The organism is Albidovulum denitrificans (assembly GCF_002973535.1).
In the GTDB taxonomy this organism is placed as follows: domain Bacteria; phylum Pseudomonadota; class Alphaproteobacteria; order Rhodobacterales; family Rhodobacteraceae; genus Albidovulum; species Albidovulum denitrificans.
Genome location: NZ_PVEP01000004.1, coordinates 35536 through 57954, shown reverse-complemented (window position 1 = coordinate 57954; position 22419 = coordinate 35536). Strand labels below are relative to the sequence as shown.

Below are 22419 nucleotides of genomic sequence, written 5' to 3'. Positions count from 1 at the left end.
CCACGACCAAGGGTTCTGGTCAATTTGACGGCAGTCAGGTGGCTGGCGGCCCTTGCATTGCGGAGATACGCGCAGGCGCGCGCGTACTGGCTTGCTCATGTGATGGGCCGAGGCCTTTATTCCCCAGTAGAAACAGGTTGCATTCGTTGCAATGCCGAAGTCCGGCCTTGGGGCAATCTTAGGGTTGCGATTCCCTCATCAGCCCTCCAAGACCCCGAGTTTCCTGGCCCATCTTCGGCGCTGGGCGGAAGCGATCCGGACGCGGCCTGCCTCGGTCTTTGGGCCAGTACTCTTTCCACCATGAAGCCTACACCGGCTTCGACCAGGTTCAGACTGAGCGCGACATGGTGTTCCCGCTCTGGTTTTTGCTCCGCATGGGGGATTGGACATGTTGATGCGCAAGGGCCGCGTCTTGGTGGTGCAGGTGAATTTGCTCCTCCGTTCACCTTGATTGCCGCGCGAGCAGACATCCGAAAAATCTTCGCGCAAATCTAACACCCCATGACGCGCGCCCGATTTTCGGGTTCGGAAAATTCGCCACTTGAAGGCTTGCGCAATCTTCAGGACGGCGAAAGCCGCTGGGTCTAGCTGACTTCGCGCCTCCCAATATTGAACCGCGCGGTGGGTCAGGCTGGAGCGACGCGCAAGTTCGCGTTGACTCCAGCCTCGGCCAATCCGGGCAGTTCTGATGTCGTCACCCGTCATCGCTGATTGAAGGGGTTTAGGGCCAACACATTGGTCGCAGGCACCAGCCCCGCCAATGCATTTTTCGCCATCGGCACCATCGGCGTTCCCGAGACGGTCGCGCGCGCCACATCCACCGCATGCTTGGTCGCGGAGTCAGTGACCGATTTAAGCGCAGTCCCCGCGAGCGGGATTGCCGCCGCGCCAAGCCCGGCACCGCTATAAGCAGCACCACCAGTCAGCGCCCAGCCCGACGCACTTCGCGGCGAAAGCAGCTTCCCTAGGGCGCGCAGACCCTTTTCGGTAGCCGACCCAACGGCCACGCGGCGGATCGCCGCCTTTTCGGCATCACTGAACCCTCTCAGAGCCTTTGGGTTGCGAACAAGAGCCTTGAACTGCGTCCGCAGGCCAGCGACGAAGTCGTCCTGCAAGGATGCTTTTTCGATGGCGTTCTCGATCACTTCGAGGCGCCGCATCTGCGACCACATTTTCCGGGCCTCGACCAGTTCCCGCGAGCCGTTCCCCATCCGCTCAACGGTCTTGTCGATGGCGTCGATCACAATTGCGCCGATGCGACGTTCATCAGGTTGGGCGCTCTGCGCGGCGTTGCTCGCGACCCTTCGAAGGATTTCCATTTCCGCGAGTGACTTCGTGCCGCTCTCCGATTTCAAACGGGAGATAACGGCGGCAACGCGTGGGTGCAGTTGCGCATCGAAACCCTCGATCCTGAGTTTCTTTTCCAGCCCGGTGGCCAGAAGTTTTACTCTGCCCTCGGGGATGGTGGCTCCGCTCGCGCGGGCCTTTTCGTAAAGCTTGGAGGCGTTCGCGCCGAGTTCTTCGATTGTCGCTTTCGCTCCATCGCTGCCAGATTTCTTGGAGAGCATCCCGGCAACGCGCTGGAAACCCTGGCCAAGAAGGGTCAGAGTTCCGCCGGATGCCGCACCGATGACACCGCCCAGCGCTGCTTTGCCCATGCGGTCGCCCGAGCCTTCGCCCTCGCCGTACCCGTAGGCCGCGCCGCTCGCGCCACCGGCAACCATGCCCCGGCCCAGCCGCGCCGCCGTGGTCGCACCCTTGTTGATGAATTTCGCGCCCGCGCCACCGGGGACAGCGATGGACCCGGCGATTTCCGCGCCAAGCGCCGTCTTCGGATGCTCATCGCGAAACTGGCCCTGTTCGATGCGGATTTGATCCAACGCGGTGTCGTACCGTTCGCCCATGGGCTTCGAATAGTCGAACCAGTTCGCGCCGCCCTTTCCGTCAGGCTGAACTCCGAGAACCGCCGAGAGGCCCGCAAGGTATTCATCCCCGAAGCCGAACAACGCGCCATCGGATGCCGCTGCGGCCATGCCCCCCGCCACGCCCGGAGAAGCTTCAGGCAACGGCGGCCCATAAGTCTCGCCGGAATTGGCCGTTTGATACTTCGTCCACGGGCCAGCTTCGGGCCTTTGGTATTTCTCCCAAGGCCCGCCAGCCTCGGAGGAGTTCTGTTCCTTGTTCCGCATGGATTGCGCGATCTGCGCCAAGCGCTTGGCGTCCTCGACGTTTCCGGCCGCGTCCGCATTGCGGAGGGCCTGCATGACTTCTTCGAAGGTGAAGGCCCCGCCGCCGTTGAGCCGATGCTGCGCCCGCTCTATGGCCGCGTGTTGCTGCCGGGTTGGCGCTCCCTTTAGCGCGATAGAGCGTTGGGCGCGATCAATCGCCGCGCGCTGCTCAGAGGTGATGGGGTTCAGAGTGGTGTCGGCCATTTTCAGTTTCCTTTGCCATTTGCTCGCGTCGCCAAGCTCTCGGTCGCGATGCGAGACCTCAGGGTCGCAGACAACGGCCCCTTGCTTGGCGCTCCATTTCCGTTTGCCTTGCTTCTCAGCAAATCCGACGGCTCAGCCCGCGACCACGGATCGTCGCGAAGCACTTCGCGAAATCGCGCCGTCTCGTATTCTTCTTCGTTTTCGTCTTCGTCTAAGTCTTCTCTAAGTCTCGTCTCGTCTACGTCTCGTGTGGCCACACGGTCGCCAGACGGTGCTGACACGGTGTCCCCACGGTGGGTGGCGAGAACGGGCAACAGGGCGACCAATTCGGCCCGAACGGCCTTGCTGATGCCGGTCAGTTCGTCGGCCAGGGCATCGAGAAAGCTATCGCCCGCGTCCTGAAAGGTGGATTTCAGGAACGGCCCGACCGCTTCACGAAGTTTCGCGCGCTCGGGGCTATCCGGCTTCCAGCCCTGCGCCCGCTGTAGCGCTGCCACAACAAACTCGGCGACGCAGCGGAGAACCATTCCCCTATCGCCATCCGCATCGACCATCGCCGCATCGAAATCGCAGATCAGTGAAATGCACCGCGAGGCATTTTCCGGCGGTCTTTGCCGATGGAAGCCGACGATCCGAACCAGTTCCTCGGCGTCATCGAATTCGATCAGCCCGACCTTGGCCAACCGGGCGCGCGCGGCTTCGAATTCTTCCACACTCAGGCAGGCATCATGCGCCCACATGACGGTGGGATACCTGAATACGCCCGAGAAGCTCGCGAAGGGCGTCAGGTGGGCGCAGATGTATGCCCATTTCTCGGCATGTCCGAGTGACCGCATCTTCTGCGATTTCAGGAGGCCGCAGTTGATCTGCGCAAAGGTTCTGCCGCTCATCTGCCTGCCCCCCGCGTGATCCGGTCGGGCAGAGCGTCGATCTCCGGTGCAGACGCGCCCGTTTTGCGGTGCCAGAGGCGTGCCAGCCCGTCGCGGGTCAGGAAGTACCCCAGGGCAATCCAGCGCGCCCCAGCCCGCTTCCCAGCGTCAGACTTGCGGCGCTGCAAGATCCATTGAATGCCGTCCTTGCAGACGATGACGCGGAAACCACCACGGCGAAATATCTCGCCGTGGTAGCCGTCAGCCGTCTCGCGATGATCGAGAAGGGCTGTCATTCGCAGCCCTCCCCGAAGATGAACGGTTCGAGGATTTCGGCCTGAGCCAGCGCGTAGCCAAGGCGTCGAAGGTGGATGATGCGGAGGTGCCTCATGCCGCGCCCTCCAGTTCCGCCGCCTTTTCAAGTGCGCCGCACAGGTCGGAAAGCCGGTCCAGACGGAGGGCGAGGCCCTGCTTGCCGGGGCGGTACTCGCCCGTGCCGTCATCGTACCAGACCCGGATGTTCAGCAGCCGATGGCCTTTGAAGTCCTGGACTTCGACGCGGATTTCTTCGCGGGCGTTTTTCGGGATGGTCGCGATCTGCATCAGGCGGCCTCCCCAATGGCTTGGACAGGATCGACCTTGCTTCTGAGAACGTACCGGGCATGAGTGCCGGGGAACGGCCCGTCATGCGGTTCATGGATGGTCTCGATCTCGACACCATCGCCGCGAAGCAGCCAGACATAGTGGCTCCAACGGGGTGCAGGGTTCTTGATCGGGGTGCATCCGTCAACACCGGCCTCGATGAGGCATTCCAATGCCCAACGTTCGCGACCGTTCACGATGATGATGGTTCCGGTGCCGTCCGGGGCGGTGACGGCGTACTGTGCCTTGCCCCATTTGTCGTGCTGGTTCTTCATGCTCTAGCCTTTCAGCATTGAATGCCGGGGCCGGATGCGGTATTCCTTCGGTGTCGCCGTAAGAAATTTCCCCCGTCCGGTCCATCCGGCGGGGGTTTCTTATGCGGCCTCGCGGGCGGCTTCGGCCTTGGCGATGACGGCTTCGATGTCGGCGCGCTTCCAGCGCGATGTCCCGCCGATTTTGAGGGGTTTCGGAATGACGCCCTCGGATGCCCAGCGCCAAAGCGTCGAGCGTCCGCAGCCCATAAGGGCCGAAGCGTCACGGTCGGAAAGCAGTTCTTGGGTCATTGTCGCATCCCAATCGGTTTCGGATGCGGCAAGTGTGGTCAGTTCAGCCCCTATCAGTCTAAATGCCGAAGCAAAAAAACTGAAAGTTGAATTGGCATTAGCCCTTTGTTCGATTGATAGCGGCCATGTGAATACTCATCAGCCGACCTTGTATATCATCTTGTTTTTCTTTGGCTTTTTGCGCCGGGCGACGCCAATCTGCAAGTACTCCAAAGGCTCCAATTGAAAACTCCACAGCTCTGCCGAACTCGGTTGAGGGGCCTCCTTCGGGATGTTGTCCGAAGGTGATTCTCTTTCTGCGGCGTCGGAATAGTCGGCGGATGCCCTCGGCGACGGCAGCCGCAGCTATATTCTCGCGACCCGCCCGAGGTTGGCTGGTCAGCCATTCGTTTAAGTTCTTGGCATCTCCATCTAGTACCGATTGTAGATGCGCGATTTGCTCTACGGTGACCGCGCCAGCTACCCGCAACTGCACTCTTTCGTGGTCAGTCAGCCGCATTAGAGTGTGTTGTAGATTTCTGGCGTGCCGAGCGGCCTCATTCCACCTCTGAGTCGCGGCGCGAACCGATTGAAGGTGAGTAGGCGTGATCCATTCCGGGACAGGAAGGCCCGCGAAAGCTGCAAATACATCATCTTCGCTGCAATGTACATGTGCCGCGATACTTCGAAACGGCTCGCATCCATCGTCGTCGCTTTCAGGAAAGATATCTTCGGTCATGCCCGCACCATCTGCAAAACCTCGCCCGTGCCGCCCTTCACGAACCCCGCCCAGCGCTCCATGAGAACGCGCCGCTGTTCTAGGTAATCCGTCCGCCGATAAGCTCGCTCGACCTTCGAACCGGCGACATGCGCCAAGGTGATTTCGGCGATCTGCTCCGGGGTATCGGTCGCCTCGGCGCACCAAGTCCTGAAACTCGACCGGAAACCATGCGGGCGCGCATCCATCGGGCGGCGCTCCATCAAACGGCTCATGGTCGCGTCGGAAATGACGCCCCTGCGAACGCTGGGGAAAAGGTAGCCATCGCGGGCGAGGGGCTTGGCTTGCTCGATCACCGCCAACGCCTCCTCTGAGAGCGGCACACGGAAATCTTCCACCTGGCCCTTGCGCCCCTTCATGTTCTTGGCGGGGATGGTCCACACATTCCCGTCGATCTCGTCCAACCGGCAGAACCGCACCGGCAGGGACCGCGCCGCCGTCAGGATCAGCAAGCGCAAGGCGAGGTGGGTCACGGTCCCGTCGCTCAGGCTTTTGTAGAAATTCGGCACCTCCTGCCACGGCAGGGCAGGGATATTCTGCGCCTCGTGCCGGGATTTGCCGAGCAACGCCTTGGCCTTCTCCGTGGCTTGCACGTCTACGTCCAGCCCCATCGCGGCGGCGTGACGCATAACGATGCTCAGGCGGTTCATCGCCTTCCGGGCGGTGTCGGCCTTCGTGTGCCAGATCGGGGCGAGGGCGTCCTTTATGTCGCGTTGGTCGATCTCTTCGACCGGAACCTTGCCAATCTTCGGCAGCACATGGATCTCCAGCGGCGAGAACCAGCGACCGGCTTTTCCGTCGCCCTTCAATTCGGCCTTCCGTGCTTCGAACGCTTCCTCGGCCACGGCCTTGAGGGTGTTATCTGCGCGGGCGGCTTCGCGCTTGATGCGTTCGCGTTCCTTGATCGGGTCTTTGCCATCACGCACGACCGCCCGCCATTTATCGGCTGCGTCGCGCGCTTCCCGCAGGCTGACCTCGGTCAGGTTGCCAAGGCCCATTTCCCGCCGCCGACCGTGGACGGTGACTCGCAAAACCCATTGCGCCCCGCCGTCAGGCCGCTTGAAAAGCCAAAGACCGCCACCGTCCGAATACTTGCCCGGATCGGCCTTTTCGACTTTCTTCGCGGTCAGCTTGTGAAGCGTGGGCATCTATCCCCCTCTCAATCCACCCCTAATTGTAGTATGGGGTGAGACCGAATGAAAGGGGATGGGAGGGCTTAGCGCCTGAAATCATTAGGTACACCAGCCGCCATAAGTCCGGCTGAGAACGCATGATATTGGAGTTCAATGCCCTTCACCGGCACCACTTCTTTCCCCACCTCACCCTGCCTGACAATCCTGTGACATCGCTGTCGCAATCGGCCACAACCGGCCTGCGCCCCTATAGTGACCGGCGCTGTAGGAATGATGCGCTGGCCCGGGAAGGACCGTCTTGCGAAAACTCGTGATCGCCCTCGTGCTTGTGGTCGCCGTGGTCCTGCTGTGGGTTGCGGTTGGCGGGCGTGTGAATAGCGACAACCTGGCAGGGTTTGTCGCCTCCGCAAAGGCATGGCGGGACGGCGCGCCCTTGGTTTTCGCCGCGCTGTTCTTCCTGGGCTATGTCGCCGTCGCGGCGCTGTCGCTGCCGCTTGCGGTCTGGATGACACTGGCGGCCGGGGCGCTGTTCGGGTTTTGGGGCGGGCTGATCCTTGTTTCCTTCGCCTCGACCATCGGGGCGACCCTGGCCTTTCTGGCGGCGCGTTATCTTCTGCGCGACTGGGTTCGCGCGAAGCTGGGGGCGCGGCTGAAAGCCATGGACGCGGGGATGGGGAGGGACGGGCCGTTCTATCTTTTTACCCTGCGGCTGATCCCGATCGTGCCGTTCTTTGCGGTCAACCTGCTGATGGGGCTGACGCCGATCCGCGCGGTCACCTTCTATATCGTCAGCCAGATCGGAATGCTGGCCGGGACGGCGGTCTATGTGAATGCAGGGACGCAGCTTGGTGCCATTCGCAGCGCCGGGGACCTGCTGTCGCTGCCCCTGCTCCTGTCCTTCGCGCTGCTGGGCATCTTCCCCTGGGTTGCGCGCCATGCGCTTCGGGTTTTCGCCAGAAAAAGGGTCTATTCCGGCCGAAAAAGGCCGCGCTCCTTCGACCGGAACCTGATCGTGATCGGGGCGGGGTCGGCGGGGCTCGTCTCCGCCTATATCGCCGCTGCGACGAAGGCGAAGGTCACGATCATCGAGGCGGGGCAGATGGGGGGCGACTGCCTGAACTATGGCTGCGTCCCGTCCAAGGCCCTGATTGCCAGCGCCAAGGCGGCCCAGGCGATACGCGGGGCGGGCCGGTACGGCCTGCGCGCCACCGCGCCTCAGGTGGATTTCGCCGCGGTGATGGAGCGTGTTCACGACGTCATCGCGCGGATCGAACCGCATGACAGCGTCGCGCGCTACACGGGCCTTGGCGTCGAGGTCATCAAGGGCTATGCGAGGCTGATCGACCCCTGGACCGTCGAGATCGCGGTTGAGGGCGGCGAAACCCGCCGCCTGACCACCCGCGCCATCGTTCTGGCGACCGGCGCCGCACCCTTCGTGCCTGAGATTCCGGGGTTGGCGGAGGTTGGCTTCCTCACCTCCGACACGCTTTGGGACAAGTTGCGCGGGCGCAAGGATGCCCCCGGTCGGCTGGTCATCCTTGGCGGCGGGCCGATCGGGACCGAATTGTCGCAGGCGTTTCAGCGGCTCGGCTCGCAGGTGACGCAGATCGAGATGGCCCCCCGCATCATGGGGCGTGAGGACCCGGAGGTTTCCGCCCTGACCCAGGCCGCGCTTGAGGCGGACGGGGTCACCGTGCTGACCGGCCATCGCGCCGTTGCCTGCGGCCTGACGAATGGCGAAAAGTGGATCGAGGTCGAAACCGCCGATGGCCGCCGCCGCATCGGTTTCGATGAGATCATCGTCGCCGTCGGCCGCGCGCCCCGGCTGTCGGGCTATGGGCTTGAGGTGCTTGGCATCCCGACCGGCCGCGTGATCGAGACGAATGAATATCTCGAAACCCTGTTCCCCAACATCCTCGCCGCCGGGGATGTCGCCGGACCCTATCAGTTCACCCATACCGCCGCCCATCAGGCCTGGTTCGCCACCGTCAACGCGCTTTTCGGCGATCTGAAACGGTTCAGTGCGGATTACAGGGTGATCCCCTGGGCCACCTTCACCGACCCCGAGGTCGCCCGCGTGGGCCTGTCAGTGACCGAGGCAGAGGAACAGGGCATCGCGCATGAGGTGACGACCTATGGTATCGACGATCTAGACCGCGCGATTGCCGACGGGACGGATCGCGGTTTCGTCAAGGTCCTGACGGAGCCGGGCAGGGACCGAATCCTTGGTGTGACGATTGTCGGAACCCATGCAGCCGACCTGATCGCCGAGTTCGTTCTGGCGATGAAACACCGGCTGGGGATGAACAAGATCCTTGGCACGATCCACATCTATCCGACGCTGGCCGAGGCGAACAAATTCGCCGCAGGGGAATGGCGCCGGGCGCATGTGAACCCGCGCCTTCTGCGGATCGTCGAACGGTTCCACGACTGGAGACGCGGATGATCGACGCGCTGATTCAGCCGGTGCAGAGCCGAATCCTTGGCTATCCCGCCGCGATCCTGTCCCGCCGGGGCATCTCTGCGACGACGATCACGCTGACGGGTTTCGCGTTGGGCGCGCTGGCCGTGCCGATGCTGGCCTTGGGCCAATACGGCGCCGCGCTGACCCTGCTTCTGGCGAACCGCATTGCCGATGGCCTTGACGGCGCGGTGGCGCGGGTCACGGGGCCGACGGATCGCGGGGCCTTTCTCGATATCGCGCTGGATTTTGTCTTCTACGCGCTCTTCCCGCTTGGCTTTGCGCTGGCCGATCCCGCCCGCAACGCCCTGCCCGCCGCCGTCCTGATCGCGGCCTTCGTCGGGACCGGATCGTCTTTCCTCGCCTATGCCGCCGTCGCGGGGCGGGGCGCGACCCCGGCAAAGGGCTTTGCCACCAAGGGTATCCACTATATCGGCGGCCTGACGGAAGGCGCCGAGACCATCGCGCTTTTCGTCGCGATGTGCCTCTGGCCCGGCGCTTTCCCAGTGCTGGCCTATCTCTTCGCCGCCGCCTGCGCCTTGACCACGCTCAGCCGGTGGTATCAGGGGTGGAGCGCCTTCTCTTCCACCCCTGCCGCAACGAACCCCGACAAGAACCGACCCTGACCGGAGCCAACCATATGAAATTCCCCCTCATCCTTGCCGCAACCCTTGGTGCGGCGTCGCCCGCGCTGGCCGACTGGCAGGCGACGCTTGATGCCGCGCGCGGGCAGACCGTCTACTGGAACGCCTGGGGCGGGGATGAGCGGACGAATGCCTTCATCGCCTGGGTCGGGGAAGAGACCGGGCGGCTTTACGGTGTGAACGTCGAACAGGTGAAGCTGACCGATACCGCCGAGGCGGTTACCCGCGTCATCGCGGAAAAGGCGGCCGGTAACGACACCGACGGTTCGGTCGACCTGATCTGGATCAACGGGCCGAATTTCCTGGCGATGAAGGAACAGGGACTGCTCACCGGGCCGTTCGTGGCCGATCTGCCGAACGCCCGCTTCGTCGATCTTTCCCCCGACGCCCCCGCAGCGGTCGATTTCACCGTCCCGGTGGAGGGCATGGAAAGCCCGTGGCGGCTGGCGAAGTTCGTCTTTGTCTATGACAGCGCCCGGGTGACGGAACCGCCGCGCGACATGCTTGGCTTTGCCGGTTGGGCCGCCTCGCATCCGGGGCGGATGACCCACCCGGACCCGTCCAACTTCATGGGCGCGACCTTCCTGAAACAGGCCCTGATCGAGCTTGCGCCGGACCCCGCCGCACTTCAGGACGCGGTGACCGACGCCGCCTTCGCCACCCAGACCGCGCCCCTGTGGGACTGGTACGACGCGCTGCGCCCCAACCTTTGGCATGGCGGCGCGACGTTCCCCGATAACCAGTCCGTCCAGCAGCAACTTCTGAATGACGGAGAGGTCGATATCTCCATGTCCTTCGACCCGGCCTCGACCGCCGCCGCCATCGCCGAAGGCCTTCTGCCCGAGACCGCCCGTGTTTTCGTGCCAGAGGGCGGCACCATCGGCAATGTCAGCTTTGTCGCCATCCCGGTGAACGCCGCCCATAAGGAGGGCGCGATGGTGGTGGCGAACTTCCTTCTCGATCCCGCGACGCAGTCGCATATGCAGAATATCGAGGTGCTTGGGTCTTTCTCCGTCCTCGATCCGGCGAAGCTTGACGGCGATGCCGCGGCCGCCTTCGCCGCCCTGCCGACGGCCCCCGCGCTGCCGGTGCTGGACGATCTTGGCCCGACGCTGCTTGAGCCGCATGCAAGCTGGATGACCCGACTGACGGACGAATGGGCGCGCCGCTATACGAAATAAGACGGCAGGGGCGGGGGCTCAGGGCCACCGTTCTTCTGGCCGTGGCCGGGGGGATGGTCCTGCCCATCGTTGCCGGGCTGGGCCAGACCCTGAAGGCGGCCTTCGGGCTTTTTCCGGCGCTGGGCCATGACCGGCTGTCGGTCGGGCCATGGCGGATGCTCTTCGAGCTGCCCGGCTTCTGGACAAGCCTGCGGTTGAGCGTGGTAACCGGCCTCGGCTCAACCCTGATCGCGCTGATCCTTGCGATTGCCGTTGCCGCCACGGTTCAGGGCCGCATCCCGGCGCGGCGCGGCGCGCGGCTGCTGGCGCCCTACCTTGCCGCACCCCATGCGGCGATGGCCATTGGATTCGCGTTTCTTCTCGCCCCGTCGGGATGGATCGCGCGGGCGCTTGCGTTGCCCCTCGGCTGGGCGCGGCCGCCGGATTTGGTCACGGTGAACGATCCCCATGGGCTGATACTGATCCTCGGGCTTGTGGTGAAGGAGATGCCGTTTCTCCTTCTGGTGACGTTGTCGGCGCTAAGCCAGGTCGATGCGCGGCGGCTGCGCGCCGTGGGGGCCGCGCTTGGCTATGCGCCGGGCATGGCCTGGATCAAGATCGTGCTGCCGCTTGTCTGGCCGCTGATCCGGCTGCCGGTCTATGTCGTGCTGGCCTACGGGCTGTCGACCGTGGACATGGCGATCATCCTTGGCCCGTCGAACCCGCCCACGCTCGCCGTTGCGGTCGCGCGCTGGTACGGCGATCCCGATCCCGCGATGTTCCTGCCCGCTTCGGCCGGGGCGATCCTTCAAGGCGCCGTCGTGATCGCCGCCATCGCAGCCCTATGGCTGGGCGAAAGGGTCGTGGCACGTCTTGCGCTGTCATGGCTCAGGCGCGGGGGGCGGGGTCATGGGGCGGGGCCGGTGCTGGGCCTTCTGACCGGCACCGCCATGCTTCTGCTGATGGCAGGCGCGGCGGCGATGGTGTCGCTTGTCCTCTGGTCCTTTGCCTGGCGCTGGCCCTTTCCGGCGCTTTGGCCCGAAAGCTGGTCGCTGCGGGCCTGGTTTGCGCCGGGGTCGGGCCTTGGCCGGGCGCTGGCCAACACGCTTTTGATCGCGCTGGTGGCGACGGCGCTGTCGCTGACGCTGGCGGTCGCCTGGCTTGAGGGCGAGGACCGCGCGGGCCTTGGCCGGGCGGGCTGGGCCGAAGGGCTGATCTATCTGCCGCTTCTGGTGCCGCAGATCGGGTTCCTTTACGGCTTGCATGTCGTCTTCCTGTCCACCGGCGCCATGACCGGGCTGGCGGCGGTGATCTGGGCGCAGGGCCTGTTCGTCTTTCCCTATGTGATGATCGCGCTGTCCGACCCCTGGCGGGCGCTTGACCCGCGCCTGATCCGCGCGGCCGAGGCGCTGGGCGCGGGGCCGTGGCGCAGGCTTTTCGCGGTGAAGCTGCCGGTCCTTTTGCAACCCCTCCTTACGGCGGCGGCGGTCGGTGTCGCCGTTTCGGTGGCCCAGTATCTGCCGACGCTGTTCCTGGGCGCAGGCCGCGTCCCGACCCTGACGACCGAGGCGGTGACACTTTCCTCCGGGTCCGACCGGCGGGTGACGGGGGCCTATGCGACGCTTCAGGCGGTGCTGCCCTTCGCCTGCTACACCCTTGCCTTCCTGGTCCCGGCGCTGCTTTACCGCAATCGACGCGACCTGAGCGGAGCGCAGTGACATGGCCCTCGACATCACCCGGCTTTCGATCCGCCATCGCGGCGGCGCGGCGCTTTTCGACCCTCTGACGCTGCATGTGGCGCCGGGGACGATCGCCACCGTCATGGGGCCGTCCGGGATCGGCAAATCCACGCTTCTCGACGCCATCGGCGGCCATCTGGCGCCGGACTTCGCGCTGGCGGGGGAGGTCTGGCTGAACGGCAAGGACATCTGCCGCCTGCGGCCCGAGGATCGCCATATCGGCCTGATCTTTCAGGATGCGCTGTTGTTCCCGCACCTGTCCGTCGCCGACAACCTCGCCTTCGGCCTGCCGCAATACCTGCGCGGGCGGACGGCCCGGCGCGCGGCGGTCGCGGCGGCGCTGGAAAAGGCCGGGCTTGCCGGGCTGGGTGATCGCGACCCCGCGACCCTGTCGGGCGGGCAGAAGGCACGCGCCGCGCTGATGCGGACGCTGCTGTCGGAACCTGCGGCCCTGCTTCTGGACGAACCCTTTTCGAAGCTCGACGATGATCTGCGGACCGAAATCCGGCGCTTTACCTTCGACCATATCCGCGCACGGGATATCCCGGCGTTGCTGGTCACCCATGACCGCGGCGACGCAGAATCGGCTGGGGGGACGGTGGTCGGGCTTGGGCAGGGGAACCCGGCCTGATCGCGCTGCGTCGCCGGTTTTTCTACAATCTGCTGCCAGAACGCTGATATTGCGGGCCTTCGAAGCGTGAACCGGGCCAATCAGGCATCTTGCGCGCGGCATTGTGTTGGCCGAACAGTGTGAATTCTGGCATTGTGTCGCTGTTCGAAGCGGTCGTCATGCGGCCAGGACACTATCTTGACGGAGATAAGACATTCATGAAACGCACAGCCGCACCCCTTTTTGCTTTGACATTGATCGCCCTTCTTCATCCTGCCACCGCCTCGGCCTATATCGGCCCCGGTGTCGGCGCCGGGGCCATTGCGGCCGTTCTGGGTGTCATCGGGTCCATCCTCCTCGCCATTGTCGCGGTGATCTACTACCCGATCAAACGGATGCTCAAAGGCGGCAAGGCCAAGAACACCCGCGCCTCCGGCAGCGACAAGACCGCAAAGTAACATGCTCCTCTGGCTTTATGTCCTGATCGCCGGCGTTCTCGCCAGCGAGGCGTTCCTGCGCCTGCCGCTGCTGTCCACCATCCAGAAGGTCAGCGCGACCGCGAAGAAATCCGGTGCGGTCCTGACCAGCAAGCGCATTTCCGATCACTGGAAGGAACGGGTGCTGCCGCGCTACAGCCTTGTGATCGGCAAGGGGTCGGTTCTCTTCTTCCTGATGCTCTGCCTCGCGCTTCTGCCGGTCGCGCTTCTGGGCCTGATCTATCCCGGCGGCCTGTCCGCCTGGGCGGAGGCGCTGATGCGGCCGCTGGTGATCCTTGTCCTTTGCGTCGTCTCGATCGGCTATATCGTGGTGCGGAGCAAGGTCGGCGGCGGCGCGGCCACGACCTCATCCGACTATTCCGCGACCGACCGCTTCCTGCACCGCCTCGCCCTTGGCCCGCTGGCCGAGATGCTGCATGATATCGAGCGGGCGCGCTTCCTGAAATCGTCGCCCGAGGATGGCGGGCGCCATGTCTTCGTCACTGGCCTTGCCCGCGCCGGAACGACGATCCTGATGCGGGAAATCCATCGCACCGGGGCCTTCGGCTCGCTCACCTATGCCGACATGCCCTTTGTGCTGGCGCCGAACCTCTGGGCGCGGATCAGTCGCAAGGGGCAAAAGCCGGGCGTCCGGGCCGAGCGCGCCCATGGCGACGGGATCGAGGTCGATACCCAAAGCCCCGAGGCACTGGATGAGGTCTACTGGCGCGTCTTCGACGGCGGGTCCTATATCGCCGCGGACGGGCTAAGCCCCTATGCGCCCGAAGAGGACAAGATCGACGGTTACCGCGATCTGATGCGGCTGGTGATGCGGCGGACCGGGGCGGGGCGCTATGTGTCGAAGAACAACAACAACATCCTGCGTCTGCCAGCCCTTGCCAAGGCGATGCCGGGCGCCGTGTTCCTTGTTCCCCTCCGTCGTCCGCTGGACCATGCCGAAAGCCTGCTGGCGCAGCACAAGCGGTTCCTTGAAGCCGACGCCTTCACCCAGGACTACATGACCTGGCTGGGCCACCATGAATTCGGCGCGACCCACCGGCCCTTCCTGTTCGAGGGCAGGCCCGCGGGCGATCCGATGACGCTGGACTACTGGCTGACGGTCTGGCTTGCGGCCTACCGCGCGCTCGATACGGCCGAGGCGGGTGCGGAGAACGTCCTTTTCGTGCCGTATGAGGCGCTGAGCGCCGATCCGGCCGTCTGGCATGCGGTGGCCGAACGCATCGGCGTGACCCCGGCCGCGGCGGCGGAGTTGCGCCCGATCACCTCAAAGCCCGCCGGGCCGCATGACGCAAGCCTCGCCGCCGAGGCCGAGGCGCTGCACCGAAAGCTGTCGGCACGCGGGTTTGCCGCGCTGGGTTTGACGGGGTGACGGCAGGACTTGCGGGAACGAAGGTGTTCTGACACTTTTCCGCATGACTGACACAATTTCCGATCAAGATGAAAACACCGGGACCGCCGCATCGAACGGCGCCCCTTTCCGCATAGCCGGACCCTGCGCGTGGAGCGATGAATGACCGAACCCGAACAGCTTCCCGTCGAAACGCCGGAGACCCCGCCTGTCGAGGGCTTTCTCGATGCGAAGGCCGCCGTCCAGCGCCTTGAAGAGCTTTACACCCTGGCCACCGAATACCTGGTGGAGAATTTCGCCCGCACCATCGGGGGCGAACGGCCCGCGACGCGCTATCGCGCCTTCTACCCCGAGGTGCGGCTGACCATGACCTCGCACGCCACCGCCGACAGCCGTCTCAGCTTCGGGCATGTCGCGGTCCCCGGCACCTATGCCGCGACGATCACGCGGCCCGACCTGTTCCGGCAATACCTGATCCAGCAGCTTGACCTTCTGATCCGCAACCATGGTGTGCCGGTGATCGTCGGGCCAAGCACGACGCCGATCCCGGTCCATTTCGCGGTGGCGGCGGCAACCAGCCTCGCGGTGCCGCAGGACGGCGTTCTGGACTTTCCGCTGCGCGACTATTTCGACGTGCCGGACCTGTCGACGACGAATGACGATATCGTCAATGGCACCGCCCGGCCGATGCCCGACGGCTCGGGCCACCTTGCGCCCTTCACCGCGCAGCGGGTGGATTATTCGCTGGCGCGGCTGGCCCATTACACCGCGACCGACCCGGTGCATTTCCAGAACCACGTCCTTTTCACCAACTACCAGTTCTATGTTGATGAGTTCGAGGCCTTCGCCCGCAAGGCGCTGGGCGATCCCGGCGCGGGCTATACCGCCTTTATCGGTCCCGGCAACGCAAAGATCACCACGCCGGACGGGGATCTTGGCCAGCTTCCGCGCCTGCCGCAGATGCCGACCTATCACCTCAAACGCGCCGACGGGCAGGGCATCACCCTTGTGAATATCGGCGTCGGCCCGTCGAACGCGAAGACGGCGACCGACCATATCGCTGTCCTCAGGCCCCATGCCTGGCTGATGGTCGGCCACTGCGCCGGGCTGCGCAACAGCCAGCGGCTTGGCGATTTCGTCCTCGCCCATGCCTATCTGCGCGAGGACAAGGTGCTGGACGACGATCTGCCGGTCTGGGTCCCGATCCCGGCGCTGGCCGAGGTGCAGATCGCCCTTCAGGAAGCGGTGGCGGAGATCACCCGGCTGGAAGGCTATGACCTGAAGCGGATCATGCGGACCGGCACCGTGGCGACCGTGGACAACCGCAACTGGGAACTGCGCGACCAGACCGGCCCGGTACAAAGGCTCAGTCAAAGCCGCGCCATCGCGCTGGACATGGAAAGCGCCACCATCGCCGCGAACGGCTTTCGGTTCCGGGTCCCCTACGGTACGCTTCTGTGCGTTTCCGACAAGCCGCTGCATGGCGAATTGAAGCTGCCGGGCATGGCCACGGATTTCTACAAGACCCAGGTCTCACGGCATCTTCTGATCGGTGTCAGGGCGATGGAACTGATCCGGGAAATGCCGCTGGAACGCATCCACAGCCGCAAGCTGCGCAGTTTCGAAGAGACGGCGTTCCTCTGATTCCCGGCAAAACAGCAAAAAAAAGCCGAAAATGGCCAAAACTGCTTGCCATGTGACCCAAAAGGTTGTGTAGCAACACAATATGACGCCAAAAGGTGCGAATGACCCCACAAGGATCGGGGTAAAGTGAGGAGACAGACATGTCCAAACCGATGACCAAGACCCAGCTCGTCGCGGCCCTGGCCGAGGAAATGGGCGCCGACAAGAAAACCGCTTCGTCCGCGCTCGATGCGATTGCTTCTGTTGTGACCCGCGAAGTCGCCGCTGGCGGCGCCGTGACCATTCCCGGCATCGGCAAGGTTCAGTGCCGCGCCCGCCCGGAACGCCAGGTTCGCAACCCCGCCACGGGCGAAACGATGACCAAGCCGGCCGACAAGGTCGTGAAGGTTTCCATCGTCAAGGCGCTGAAGGACAGCGTGAACGGCTGAACCCGGCCGCAGCGTTTCAAAGGGCCGCCTTCGGGCGGCCTTTTCATTTTCGATGCCGCTGATCTGCGCAATCGGGGCATCTTCCCTATGGCCGCTGCCGGAAAGCTCCGTTAGGGTCGCCGCCGCATCAGGAGGACTCGCAATGCCTGCTTATCGCTCACGCACCACGACGCACGGACGCAACATGGCCGGTGCGCGCGGCCTATGGCGCGCCACCGGGATGACGGACAATGACTGGAACAAGCCGATCATCGCGATCGTCAACAGCTTTACCCAGTTCGTACCGGGCCACGTCCACCTTAAAGACCTGGGCCAGATGGTCGCGCGCGAGGTCGAGGCGGCGGGCGGTGTCGCGAAGGAATTCAACACCATCGCCGTCGATGACGGGATCGCGATGGGCCATGACGGGATGCTCTATTCGCTGCCCTCGCGTGAGGTGATCGCCGACAGCGTCGAATACATGGTCAACGCCCATTGCGCTGACGCGATGATCTGCATCTCCAACTGCGACAAGATCACGCCCGGTATGCTGATGGCGGCGATGCGGCTGAACATTCCGGTGATCTTCGTCTCTGGCGGGCCGATGGAGGCCGGGAAGATCAGCAAGGACGTCATCGACCACGACCTCGACCTGATCGACGCGATGATCGTGGCCGCCGATGACAGCTATACCGACGAACAGGTGTTGGCGATCGAGCAGGCCGCCTGCCCGACCTGCGGGTCCTGTTCGGGCATGTTCACCGCGAATTCGATGAACTGCCTGGCCGAGGCGCTGGGCCTCGCGCTGCCGGGCAACGGGTCGATGCTGGCCACCCATGCCGACCGCAAGGAGCTTTTCCTGGAAGCGGGCCGCAAGATCGTGGAAATCACGCGGCGGCATTACGAGCTTGACGACAAGGGCCTTCTGCCCCGCGACATCGCCACGTTCGAGGCGTTCGAGAACGCGATGAGCCTCGACATCGCCATGGGTGGGTCCACCAACACGGTGCTGCACCTGCTGGCCATCGCGCATGAGGGCGGCGTCGATTTCACGATGAAGGACATCGACCGGCTCAGCCGCAAGGTGCCGGTTCTCTGCAAGGTCGCGCCGGCCAAGCAGGACGTCCACATGGAGGACGTTCACCGCGCCGGTGGCATCATGGGCATTCTGGGCGAGATGGGCCGCGCCGGGCTGCTGCACACCGATGCGCGCACCGTCCATTCCGACACGATGGGCGAGGCGATCCAGAAATGGGACGTGGTGACGGCGAATGACGCGGCGGTGGACGAATTCTACCGCGCGGCGCCGGGTGGCGTCAGGACGACGCAGGCGTTTTCCACGAAGAACCGCTACAAGGAACTGGACCGCGACCGGAAAGCCGGTGTGATCCGTGCCTCTGAACATGCCTTCTCAAAGGATGGCGGGCTTGCGGTGCTGTATGGCAACCTGGCCGAGGATGGCTGCATCGTGAAGACGGCGGGTGTCGATGAATCGATCCTGAAATTCTCTGGCCCCGCGCATCTGTTTGAAAGCCAGGACGACGCCGTGCTGGGCATCCTGAACGGCAAGGTCAAGGCGGGTGAGGTCGTGCTGATCCGCTATGAGGGGCCGCGCGGCGGGCCGGGGATGCAGGAAATGCTCTACCCGACCTCCTACCTGAAGTCGAAGGGCCTTGGCAAAGCCTGCGCGCTGGTGACCGACGGGCGATTCTCCGGCGGTTCCTCGGGCCTGTCCATCGGCCATGTCTCGCCCGAGGCGGCCGAGGGCGGGACCATCGGCCTTGTCGAACAGGGCGACCTGATCGAGATCGACATCCCGAACCGCTCCATCAACCTTGCCGTCGATGACGCCGTGCTGGCCGAACGCCGCAAGGCCCGCGAGGCGAAGGGCTGGCAGCCCGACGCACCGCGCAAACGCAAGGTTTCGGCCGCGTTGCGGGCCTATGCCGCGCTGACGACCAGCGCCGCAAAGGGCGCCGTCAGGAACATCTGATCGGACAAGGGCAGGCCCAGGGGGGCGGTAAGTTGGATTTTCGCGCCGTCTTCATGGGCCTGGCCTTTGCCTTCATGTGGTCCTCGGCCTTCACCTCGGCCCGGATGATCGTGGCCGACGCGCCACCCCTGATGTCGCTGGCGGCGCGGTTCCTCGTCTCCGGCCTGATCGGTGTCGCCATCGCCCGCGCGATCGGCCAAAGCTGGCATCTGAGCCGGGCGCAGTGGCGTTCGGTCCTGATCTTCGGGCTGTGCCAGAACGCGCTTTATCTTGGCCTGAACTTCGTCGCGATGCAGTGGGTTGAGGCGTCGCTGGCCGCCATCATCGCCTCGACGATGCCGCTTCTGGTGGCGCTGCTGGGCTGGCTGTTCCTTGGCCAGAGGATACGCCCCCTTGGCGTGGCGGGGCTGGTTGCCGGGATGATCGGCGTCGGCATCATCATGGGCGGGCGCTTTTCCGGCGGGGCGAGTGTCGAGGGCGTGATCTTCTGCGTCATGGGCGCGCTGGCGCTGGCCGTCGCGACGCTGACGGTGCGCGGCGCGTCCTCGGGCGGGAATGTCCTGATGATCGTCGGGCTGCAAATGTTCGTGGGCGCCGCCATGCTGGCCGTCGCCGCGCTGATCTTCGAACGCGGGCAACCCGTCAACGTCACGCCGCGTCTGGTGATGGCGTTCCTTTACACGACGCTGGTCCCCGGTCTTCTGGCAACCTGGGTCTGGTTCCAGCTTGTCGCGCGCATCGGTGCGGTGCGCGCCGCGACCTACCACTTTCTCAACCCGTTCTTCGGGGTGCTGGTGGCCACCGCGCTTTTACCCGAACATCTGGGGGTCAGCGACCTGATCGGCGTGGTCGTCGTGGCGGCGGGCATCCTTGCGGTGCAACTCTCGAAGCAGAGCGCCCCGCCGGTTGAGGCGCCCAGGCCCGCCTGACCTTCACCAGTCGGGGGGAGGGGAGCCAAGCTCACCCGCAAGATCGACAAGGTATCGCCGCATCTTCTCGGCCCGGTCCTCGGCCAGCTTGCGGCCCGTGGGGGTCAGGAACGTCTCTGGCAGCTTGAGAAGCTTCACCGCGAAATGATCAAGCGCATAGCTCTGGTCGTCCGGCGCCCGGTCGCGCGCGAAGGGGTCGTCGGGGTGGAAGAGCGGCCGGTCCAACGCGCCCGAAACGGCAAAGCACCGCGCGACGCCAATCGCGCCCAGCGCCTCAAGCCGGTCGGCATCGCGCAGGATCTTCGCCTCGGTCGATGCGGGCGGGGTGCCGCCGCTGTAGGAATGCGCCTCGATCGCGTGGCGCGCGCGGGCGATCTCTTTCGGCGAAAGGCCCAGCGCCTGCATCACCGGCCCGGCGGCCGAGGCCGACATCATCGCGGCGCGGCTGCGCTTGGGATGGTTCTTCGGCACAGAGACAAGGTCATGCAGATAGGCCGCGCAGAGCAGGACCGGCGTCACCTCCACCCCCTCGCCATGGGCAATCGTGCGGGCATGGGTCCAGACCCGGTCGGCATGGGCCAGATCATGCCCGCTATCCCCGCCCACGGACATCTTGCGGACAACGTCGCGCAATTTGGCGCGCAGGGCGGAAAGGTTCATCTTCGGGGCATCCAAAGCTGCGGGTTCGCCGCCTTATGGCGGAGCGGAAGCCGCGCGGTCCAGCGCTTTCTGGCCCGGTCAGACCATGTCAATCCGTCGCATGTATTGCGCCAGCGGGCGGATCGCCTCGATCCAGTGCGCCACGGTGCGCGGATCGTGCGGCGCGCCATGAACGCCCACCGCGACCTCCCGCGCGATCAATGCCTCCACCCCCAGCGCGACGGTGCCGGAGACCAGCCGCGCCATGGCCGACCCGCGCACGTCGCCCTCGGCATCCAGCGCCCAGACCCGGTGCCAGACCGGAACCCCGGCCCGTTCCGCCTTGAGCGAGACGCAAAGGACGACGCGATCCGTCTCTTCCGCGGCCACGGGGTATTTTTCCAGAAGCGCGTCCGACAGTGCGCGAAGCGCATCGTCATCGGGCCTGGCGGCGATACGGTCGAACACCGGCTGCCACGCCTCGGCCCAGCCGTTCAGGCGCAGCGTCCCGCGGGTGAACTCCTTCACGCGCCAGAGCGGATCGAAGTGATATTCCGCCAGATAGGGAACGGAATCGCGGTTTGGATACACCTCGAACGTCTCGGGCTGGCGCAGGGGGGCCGCATAGGTCGTGACCGCGTCCCAGGGATGGGCGACGCGCAATTCGGTGAAATCGCGGATCGACCGCGCGGGCAGCAAGAGCGCCCGCAAAACCCCCAGCGGCGACCATGAGAACTTGTAGCGAAAGGCATTCGGCTGCGCGGGCAGCCCGCCGCAATAGGACTGAAACGACAGCACATTCTCCACGTTATAGGCGGGGCTGGCGCGATAGGCGGAGACGAGGTCATGGGCCAGAAGATGGTCTATGCCGGGGTCCAGACCGACCTCGCAGAGGACCGAAACGCCCGCCCGCCGCGCCGGTTCGTCCAGCGCGCGCAACTCGGACGAGGCATAGCTGGAGGATACGAAATGCACCCCCTGCGCGACACAGTGGCGCGCAAGGTCCGCATGCATCGCCACCGGCAACATCGACACGACGATGTCGCCGCGCTTCATCTCTTTCTCGATCTCCCCCGGCGTCATGGCGCGAATGTCGTCGGTCATGTCGCCGACGGCCTCGCGCGCCTGCTCCACCGGCAGGTTCCAGACGGTCACGGGATGGCCGTCCCCGATCAGCCGCCGGAGGCCGGGGCGAGAGGACAGGCCGGTACCGCACCAGTGAATGCGCATGGAAAGACTCCCCCGATAAACTCGACGCAGATTGCGGCTGACTGGTTAACCGCGCAAGAACGACGTCAGAAATAGGTCCGCGATGTGTGCCTGTCGGCCCTGTCCAGATGCGGTGTGGCGCCGAACTGCGTCAGAAAGACGCTGTCGCCGAGAAATTCGAACCGATGGACCGACGTGTTCCTGATCCGCAGGAACAGCTGCGCCTTGGCGTCCGAGGCCAGACCCAGCGCGACGGCGATCAGCATGGCAATGACCCCGGTTGAGGTGACAAGCGCCGCCCCCGGCCCGCCTTCCGCCGCCTCTTGCAGCACCGCCAGCACACGGGCGCGGAAGGCGTCATAGCTTTCGTGATCGGGGTCCGCCACGCCGCTGCGCCAGATGTCCAGAACCTGCGGGACATGGGCCGCGAATTCCTCGGGCGTGGTCGGAAAAGGCACCCCGCGCGACCGCTTCAACGTCTCGGCCAGGGTGAAATAGTCGATCTCGTTCAGGCGCGGGTCCAGCGCATGATCCAGCGCCCCGACCGTGGCGATGGCCTTCGCCGTATCGACCTGCCGCTGAAGCGTGCCTGAGACGACGCGGTGAACCTCTCCCGTTTCCCTCAGGTGATCGGCCAGCCATGCGGCCTGCTGCACCCCAAGGGGCGAGAGGCGGTCATAGTCCGCTTCACTGCGGGCGCCGGAATTGGCCTGCCCGTGCCGGATCAGGATCACCTCGGTCAT

The 22419-nt window shown here is 64.8% G+C and carries 23 protein-coding genes; 11 read left to right on the top strand and 12 right to left on the bottom strand.

Translation table 11 applies throughout. From position 1 onward, the window contains the following. Window positions 1-198 precede the first annotated feature (198 nt). From LX70_RS21130 to LX70_RS10655, 9 genes are all read right to left on the bottom strand, one after another. Window positions 199-705, bottom strand: coding sequence for an HGGxSTG domain-containing protein (locus LX70_RS21130; RefSeq protein WP_146111584.1), 507 nt, complete (start codon window positions 703-705; stop codon window positions 199-201). Further along, window positions 702-2432 (bottom strand): hypothetical protein, encoded by a 1731-nt coding sequence (locus tag LX70_RS10685; RefSeq protein WP_105514761.1) that lies wholly within the window; start codon window positions 2430-2432, stop codon window positions 702-704. The genes LX70_RS21130 and LX70_RS10685 overlap by 4 nt, the downstream gene beginning before the upstream one ends. 2 nt (window positions 2433-2434) lie before the next feature. Continuing rightward, window positions 2435-3322, bottom strand: coding sequence for a hypothetical protein (locus LX70_RS10680; RefSeq protein WP_105514760.1), 888 nt, complete (start codon window positions 3320-3322; stop codon window positions 2435-2437). After that, window positions 3319-3597: a hypothetical protein gene (locus LX70_RS10675; protein ID WP_105514759.1), complete on the bottom strand. Its 279-nt coding sequence runs from the start codon at window positions 3595-3597 to the stop codon at window positions 3319-3321. Before LX70_RS10675 ends, LX70_RS10680 begins: the two co-directional genes overlap by 4 nt. 91 nt (window positions 3598-3688) lie before the next feature. Beyond that, entirely contained in the window at window positions 3689-3904 is a 216-nt protein-coding gene (locus tag LX70_RS10670) for a transcriptional coactivator p15/PC4 family protein (protein ID WP_105514758.1), read from the bottom strand. Further along, on the bottom strand, window positions 3904-4218 hold the full coding sequence (locus LX70_RS10665; protein WP_105514757.1) for a winged helix domain-containing protein: 315 nt from the start codon (window positions 4216-4218) through the stop codon (window positions 3904-3906). The genes LX70_RS10670 and LX70_RS10665 overlap by 1 nt, the downstream gene beginning before the upstream one ends. A gap of 99 nt (window positions 4219-4317) precedes the next feature. Further along, complete coding sequence (locus tag LX70_RS10660; RefSeq protein ID WP_105514756.1) at window positions 4318-4506, bottom strand: helix-turn-helix transcriptional regulator; 189 nt, start codon at window positions 4504-4506, stop codon at window positions 4318-4320. A 97-nt stretch (window positions 4507-4603) separates the two neighbouring features. After that, window positions 4604-5224 (bottom strand): hypothetical protein, encoded by a 621-nt coding sequence (locus tag LX70_RS20435; RefSeq protein ID WP_146111583.1) that lies wholly within the window; start codon window positions 5222-5224, stop codon window positions 4604-4606. Next, entirely contained in the window at window positions 5221-6411 is a 1191-nt protein-coding gene (locus LX70_RS10655; protein WP_105514755.1) for a tyrosine-type recombinase/integrase, read from the bottom strand. The genes LX70_RS20435 and LX70_RS10655 overlap by 4 nt, the downstream gene beginning before the upstream one ends. 283 nt (window positions 6412-6694) lie before the next feature. On the opposite strand from LX70_RS10655, the gene LX70_RS10650 reads away from it, so the two are divergent. The 11 genes from LX70_RS10650 to LX70_RS10600 all read left to right on the top strand — a co-directional run bounded on the left by LX70_RS10650 (window position 6695) and on the right by LX70_RS10600 (window position 19828). After that, on the top strand, window positions 6695-8842 hold the full coding sequence (locus tag LX70_RS10650) for an FAD-dependent oxidoreductase (protein WP_105514754.1): 2148 nt from the start codon (window positions 6695-6697) through the stop codon (window positions 8840-8842). Next, window positions 8839-9483: a CDP-alcohol phosphatidyltransferase family protein gene (locus LX70_RS10645; protein WP_105514753.1), complete on the top strand. Its 645-nt coding sequence runs from the start codon at window positions 8839-8841 to the stop codon at window positions 9481-9483. The genes LX70_RS10650 and LX70_RS10645 overlap by 4 nt, the downstream gene beginning before the upstream one ends. 14 nt (window positions 9484-9497) lie before the next feature. After that, window positions 9498-10682 carry an ABC transporter substrate-binding protein gene (locus LX70_RS10640; RefSeq protein WP_105514752.1) on the top strand — a complete coding sequence of 395 codons (1185 nt, stop codon included), beginning with the start codon at window positions 9498-9500 and terminating at the stop codon, window positions 10680-10682. Continuing rightward, on the top strand, window positions 10658-12379 hold the full coding sequence (locus LX70_RS10635) for an ABC transporter permease (RefSeq protein ID WP_245885038.1): 1722 nt from the start codon (window positions 10658-10660) through the stop codon (window positions 12377-12379). Before LX70_RS10640 ends, LX70_RS10635 begins: the two co-directional genes overlap by 25 nt. 1 nt (window position 12380) lies before the next feature. Further along, the gene (locus tag LX70_RS10630; RefSeq protein WP_105514750.1) at window positions 12381-13031 is read left to right on the top strand and encodes an ATP-binding cassette domain-containing protein; all 651 of its coding nucleotides are present in this window, start codon (window positions 12381-12383) and stop codon (window positions 13029-13031) included. A gap of 197 nt (window positions 13032-13228) precedes the next feature. Then, window positions 13229-13468 carry a hypothetical protein gene (locus LX70_RS10625; protein ID WP_105514974.1) on the top strand — a complete coding sequence of 80 codons (240 nt, stop codon included), beginning with the start codon at window positions 13229-13231 and terminating at the stop codon, window positions 13466-13468. A gap of 1 nt (window position 13469) precedes the next feature. Beyond that, window positions 13470-14876, top strand: a complete 1407-nt coding sequence (locus LX70_RS10620; protein WP_105514749.1) for a sulfotransferase — start codon at window positions 13470-13472, stop codon at window positions 14874-14876. Between the two features lie 141 nt (window positions 14877-15017). Further along, window positions 15018-16499 carry an AMP nucleosidase gene (locus tag LX70_RS10615; RefSeq protein ID WP_105514748.1) on the top strand — a complete coding sequence of 494 codons (1482 nt, stop codon included), beginning with the start codon at window positions 15018-15020 and terminating at the stop codon, window positions 16497-16499. 140 nt (window positions 16500-16639) lie between these two features. Further along, window positions 16640-16927, top strand: coding sequence for an HU family DNA-binding protein (locus LX70_RS10610; RefSeq protein ID WP_105514747.1), 288 nt, complete (start codon window positions 16640-16642; stop codon window positions 16925-16927). A 142-nt stretch (window positions 16928-17069) separates the two neighbouring features. Next, window positions 17070-18899 carry a dihydroxy-acid dehydratase gene (ilvD, locus tag LX70_RS10605; protein ID WP_105514746.1) on the top strand — a complete coding sequence of 610 codons (1830 nt, stop codon included), beginning with the start codon at window positions 17070-17072 and terminating at the stop codon, window positions 18897-18899. A 32-nt stretch (window positions 18900-18931) separates the two neighbouring features. Next, the gene (locus LX70_RS10600) at window positions 18932-19828 is read left to right on the top strand and encodes a DMT family transporter (RefSeq protein ID WP_105514745.1); all 897 of its coding nucleotides are present in this window, start codon (window positions 18932-18934) and stop codon (window positions 19826-19828) included. Between the two features lie 3 nt (window positions 19829-19831). Here the strand turns inward: LX70_RS10600 and LX70_RS10595 are convergent, their stop codons facing one another. The 3 genes from LX70_RS10595 to LX70_RS10585 all read right to left on the bottom strand — a co-directional run bounded on the left by LX70_RS10595 (window position 19832) and on the right by LX70_RS10585 (window position 22419). Next, entirely contained in the window at window positions 19832-20488 is a 657-nt protein-coding gene (locus LX70_RS10595; RefSeq protein ID WP_105514973.1) for an HD domain-containing protein, read from the bottom strand. 78 nt (window positions 20489-20566) lie between these two features. Beyond that, window positions 20567-21697 (bottom strand): saccharopine dehydrogenase C-terminal domain-containing protein, encoded by a 1131-nt coding sequence (locus LX70_RS10590; protein ID WP_105514744.1) that lies wholly within the window; start codon window positions 21695-21697, stop codon window positions 20567-20569. Window positions 21698-21762: 65 nt separating this feature from the next. After that, window positions 21763-22419 carry a histidine phosphatase family protein gene (locus tag LX70_RS10585; RefSeq protein WP_170076175.1) on the bottom strand — a complete coding sequence of 219 codons (657 nt, stop codon included), beginning with the start codon at window positions 22417-22419 and terminating at the stop codon, window positions 21763-21765.